The organism is Candidatus Neomarinimicrobiota bacterium (genome assembly GCA_041862535.1).
Classification (GTDB): Bacteria; Fidelibacterota; Marinisomatia; order SCGC-AAA003-L08; family TS1B11.
Genome location: JBGVTM010000224.1, coordinates 1 through 5,463, shown reverse-complemented (window position 1 = coordinate 5,463; position 5,463 = coordinate 1). Strand labels below are relative to the sequence as shown.

The 5,463-nt window shown below is 52.6% G+C and carries 1 protein-coding gene; it reads left to right on the top strand.

Features of this window, described 5'->3' with window-relative positions; genetic code table 11:
• Window positions 1-211: 211 nt before the first annotated feature.
• The coding region (locus ACETWG_08195) for a choice-of-anchor D domain-containing protein (protein MFB0516570.1) at window positions 212-5,463 on the top strand (5,252 nt) is incomplete at its 3' end.

Genomic DNA, 5,463 nt, shown 5'->3' with positions numbered 1-5,463 from the left:
CCCGGATGAACCCAGTGTGGCTGTGATATTATTCGGCGAGGGAGTAGAACCTCCGGTGATTGCAGTGTCACCCGACTCGCTCTGGGCTGATCTATTCACGGGTGAAAACTCCATCCAGTATCTAACCATAGATAATAGTGCCGGGAAGAGTGATCTAGTATTTGAAATTTCAACAACAGCGCCTGACACAAGTGGCACGATGCAGGATGGGATGTTCCTCAATGGGCGTGGGGAGCTGGAAGTCCACTGGGACACAGACTTGGTATATCGGATTCTGGAGGCAAACGAGAGCATCATTGCGACGAGTAGCTCCGCATCTTTCACGAAGGATAATCGAGGCTCCATCCCACTCCAGCGAATGTCCGCTGATGACATCTGGCAGAAGCGCCAGGCTAATCCGTCACCTCCCTCGAACTTCATATATGCGGTAGTGCTGGATGGCATCGGTACCTGGAATAATCAGCTTATTTGGGACGAGCTTAACGCCAACTGGCCGATTTATGGTGAAACTGAGATTCTGATAGATTATGCTACCTTTCACGATGTTGTGATTACCTATGAGGGCCTCGTTACCAGTGGCGCTGATCTTCTCATAATATCAGATAACTGGAATCCTGATCAGAGTTACGGTCCTTTTTCAGATGCAGAAGTCATGGCGATTGCCCAGTATGTGGAAGACGGCGCGGGGCTGTACATATCTGGGGGCACCTTCAATAACGGTGAATATCCGGAACTGCAGGCCCAGGTTGATTATCTGGCGCCCCTGGTGGGCCTGAGTGAGACCGAAACCTATTACTGGAACTATAACGAGTACGGCCCCCTGTACTTTGTCAAGCCAACGCATCCGTTATTGGTCAACATTACGGAACCATTTGAGAGTGGTTTCAATTACACGACGGTGATCCCCTCGGGCGGCACGTGGACCGAGGCTGCAATTCCGACGGGGGATTTGATTGCGATCTCGGGAAACGGTCAGACGGCCCTGGTGGTCTACGGGAATAGGATTTACCATTCTGCCTTACCTGAGGGAGATGAACCTGCGACCGAAGCCGATAAGCAGTTTATTTATAATGTATTAATGCTCTCCGGGGCTCCCCCATGGCTTGCTATCGATCCGCGCTTCGGCACGATCCCGGCCGGGTCCGCTCTGGATATTGGGATCACTTTTGATGCCACCGGGATGGAAGGTGGAGACTACGATGCCGGGATCATGGTGGCGAGCAACGATCCGGCCAATCCCGAGGTCAGGATTCCCGCCCATCTCCATGTGACGGGTGCTCCGGATATAGCCGTTTCCGAAGACACCCTGGATTACGAAAGCATATTCGTTGGATATCCTGATACGTGCTCTTTCCTAGTAGCTAACAAGGGGGCGGAGTCGCTTGTTGTCAGTAGCATTGTTGTTGATAACCCCGCATTTACGGTGGATACGACGACTTTCGTCCTGTCTCCAAGGGAAAGTCAGCCAGTGGCAGTGACGTTCTCTCCTGCCTCGGCCGGTATTTTTTCCGGAACGTTGACCATCACCAGTGACGATCCAGATGAGCCTAGCGTGACGGTAGCATTAATCGGCGAAAGTGTGGAGCCTCCGGTCATTGCGGTTAGCCCGGACTCGCTGGGTACGGATCTGTTTACCGGCGATTCAATCGTCCAGATGCTAACCATAAGCAACCTCGGGACCAGCGAGCTGTATTGGGAGGGTGTCCTGATACAGACTGGTACCCCTACGGTTCTGTCGTCCAGCCCCCAATTTGCTGGTCAAGCTATGTTGCCTTGCTCGAAAGAAGTGGTGGGAGCACCTCCTGCGAGGCCCAGCGCTGACAAGATTTATGTCTCTCCAGGGATTGACCAGGAGGGTGTGGAATTAGGCGCTGTGGTTCCTGAAGTGGATCCTGATGATCCTGTTACGCAAGCGGATGCCGTCCAGGGCCTAAGCGTGAATACTCTGGAAACTATTCTTGATAACCTGAACACCAATTACTCCGCTGTAACCGATATTGTCCCGAACCGGTTTGATTTTTCTGAAGGTGTGACCGGTAACTATATATCGGATGGCGGGAATGATATGTATGACGGGGGTAACTACCTCTTCACTGACCTGGGCGGTCCTATACCATACTCCAATGGTGTAATAACTACACATGGGGCCCTGGGCACCAGTGGGCGCTATTTCACCCGTAAATATCCCGGTTTATTTGTCTTTGTAGCCGATCTGGACAATGTTGACAATTTTGAGATTTCCGGCTATCTGGGCGCAGATGGCTCGGGGTACGCGGATGGTGCTGTGTTGGAGATGATGAAGCACGGTGTCACCTACTACGGATTTGTCAAACGAGTGTATGGTGCCGGTGACCCGTCGGTCAATCACCTGGTCGTTGTCGCGGACAATCCTACCGCCTATCATGAGTTCTCCACGAATACCAACGATGATTATCATCGCGTCTGTAACTTGAGCGGGAGCAACCGGATATACTATCTGCTCTACGCCGGAAGTAACGGCTACTACATCAACAATACTGCGACTCTGAGCATTATGGATGCCTTCCTGGATGCTATACACCTCATGCCTGATTGGATTGCTATCCGACCGGATTCCGGCACAATTGCACCGGGTGGATCCGAGAATGTCGAGGTTATCTTCAATGCCACCGGATTATCTGGCGGCGACTACGAGGCTCAGATATGTGTGATAAGCAACGCCCCCGCCAATCCTGAGATCAGGATTCCCGCTAATCTCCACGTGACGGGTGCTCCGGACATCGCTATATCAGCCGACTCGCTGGACGTTGGCCCTGCCTTTGTGGGCTGGTCTGTCACTGATACGTTGGTTGTTTCTAATGTTGGTTCACGCTCGCTGATCGTTAGCGGGATTTCCTCCAACAACCCCGTCTACACGGTGGACATCACCGCCTTCGGTCTGTTCCCCGGTGAGAGCCAGCCGGTGGCGGTGACGTTTGCACCGTCCTCGACCGGTATATTTCCCGGGACGTTGACTATCGCCAGCACCGATCCCAATAGGCCCAGTGTGACGGTAGCCTTGCGCGGCGAAGGAGTGGAGCCGCCGGTGATTGCGGTCAGTCCGGACTCGCTCAGCGCGGAGCTGTATACCGGTGATGTGATCCTTCAGACCGTGACGATCACCAACTCGGGTCTTGGTGAGTTGGCTTTTGACATTTCGACCAGGAACATCTCCTACGGCACCCCAGCCTCTGGCGCTGCAGGCGCGTCGGTTCTGAATGGGAGTGGATTCAGCCCAGGTCTGGCCCCAGCAGGTAAGCCGGTCTCAGTGGGGGCAACCTACGCGGTGAATTCCAACAGCTTGGTGAGCGCAGCATTAGAGGCTCTACAGGGGGTCACCCGGACTGCCGAGTTAACCGTTGACGGGAAGACGTACAGGACCTTTACTGAGGCAGAACTTGCCCGGTTCAAGGCTGGTCTGGGCAGCTATTATCAAGCTGCTCAAAGCGCTGTCCTTCCACGGATCGCCGTCGTAGGCGACTGGGCATACGATATATTGTATGAACTTATCACTGATTCGGCCCTGGTTGAGCAGTACGTATTCATTGATGTCTATAGCTATTATGACTACTCTTTTATCGAGCCTTATGATGCGTTGGTCATTTGTGAGGATGATGCTGATATCACACTGAGTGAGGCAACCTCAATCAATATGTTCTATCATGCGGGGAAGCCTGTCATCCTGGGTATGGACGACCTGGATGATAACTTTGATTATTACCCGGGGACCGACGCTCTGCTCAAGCCCGTGTTTGGCATTACAGATGCCTATGATGGAGACTACTACTGGGGGTATTTGAACCCGGATAATCCCATTACGGAGGGCATTGATGAAATACACCTGTACTATAGTGACAATGATTGGTACCTGTTGGATGGCGCCGACTGGATATTTGCGGGCAGCGATGATAATTATTATGGTGTCTCGTATGAAGGTCAGTCCCGGACAGTCCTTCTGGGGGAGTATCTGGCAGGATGGTGGTGGGAGGGCAACCGTGATTTGATCGCCAATGCCATCAATTGGATGATGCAGAGCTGGCTGAGCGTCTCACCTCAATCGGGCACGGTTGCCGCCGGTTCGTCAATAGACGTCGAGGTCACCTTTGATGCCACTCATATTAACCCGGGCAGCTACCGCGCAGATATGGTGATCTCCAGCAACGATCCGGCCAATCCCGAGGTGTGGGTTCCCACTCACCTTCAGGTTACCGGTGCCTCGAACATTGCCGTTTCGGCGGATACATTGGATTACGGTATCGTGTTCATCGGGTGGCCCGCCACTGCTGAGCTCGTCGTTTCCAATAACGGCACGGACTCGCTGACAGTCAGTAACATCGTCTCCAGTGAGGCCGCTTTTACGGTGGACACGACGTCCTTCATCCTGTACCCCGGTGAGAGCCAGGCGGTAGTGGTAACGTTCGCACCAACGGCCGTCGGTGTCTACTCAGGTGCCCTTACTATCACCAACAATGACCCCGATGAGTCCAGTTTTGTGGTGAGGTTATTGGGCAAGGGTTTGTATCCGCCGGTGATTGCGGTCTCCCCAGATTCGTTGAGTGAGGTTCTATCTCCGGGTGATTCATCGACCCAGATATTGACCATAGACAACAGCGCTGGCGAGAGCGAACTGATATATGAGATTATTGTGAGTACTAAGGGACCCATTGGTGAAGGGGAGCAAGCCTGTGAAGGACCAGCCGAAGCTATAGGTAGTTCCAGCTCCTATTCGTCTGTGAGCTCCTTGCATGAGCTCCTGCACAGCAGCCTAAGAGACCAACAAAGTGAAGTTGGGGAGCTCCCTCCTCAAAGATTGACCGCTGCCGGCTCTATGATCTCCCCCGGAGAACCATCGTGGCGTCTGTTGTATACCGACCCCGACGAGCCAGATATTGGCTACGATATTCAACACGTTTACGGTGGGGTCACCCAGAGTGAGATCCTTTTTAAGCTGGAGAGTTACACCCCCCTAGCAGATAGCGGATTCTTCGCAGTTATTGTCATTGATGCTGATCGAGAAACCAATACTGGTTGGAATATCGATGCTGATGCGGATTTCGGTTGGGAACTCGGTGTTGATTACATCATCTTTGCCAGTCCGGAATATAATGAGTATTGCTTGCTGCGGTATGATCCTGATTTTGAATATGATTGGCTATATGTCGACAATCTTACAACCTATAAAGGAGAAATAGACTCAACCGAGATAATCTTGGGGGTTAATAGATTTCATTTCGAGAGATTCTCAGTGATAAACCTAGCCGTAGAAGCAGGGTATTATGATGAATCTGATCTTGCTCCTGATCCCGGCCAGGGACACATCACCTTTTACCTCCTACCACCCTGGCTTCGGCTAAGTGCGATGGAGGGGGTGGTCCCAGCCGGTAACCAATCTGATGTCACGGTAACCTTCAATGCCGCTGCGGTACAGCCGGGCCATCACAGAAC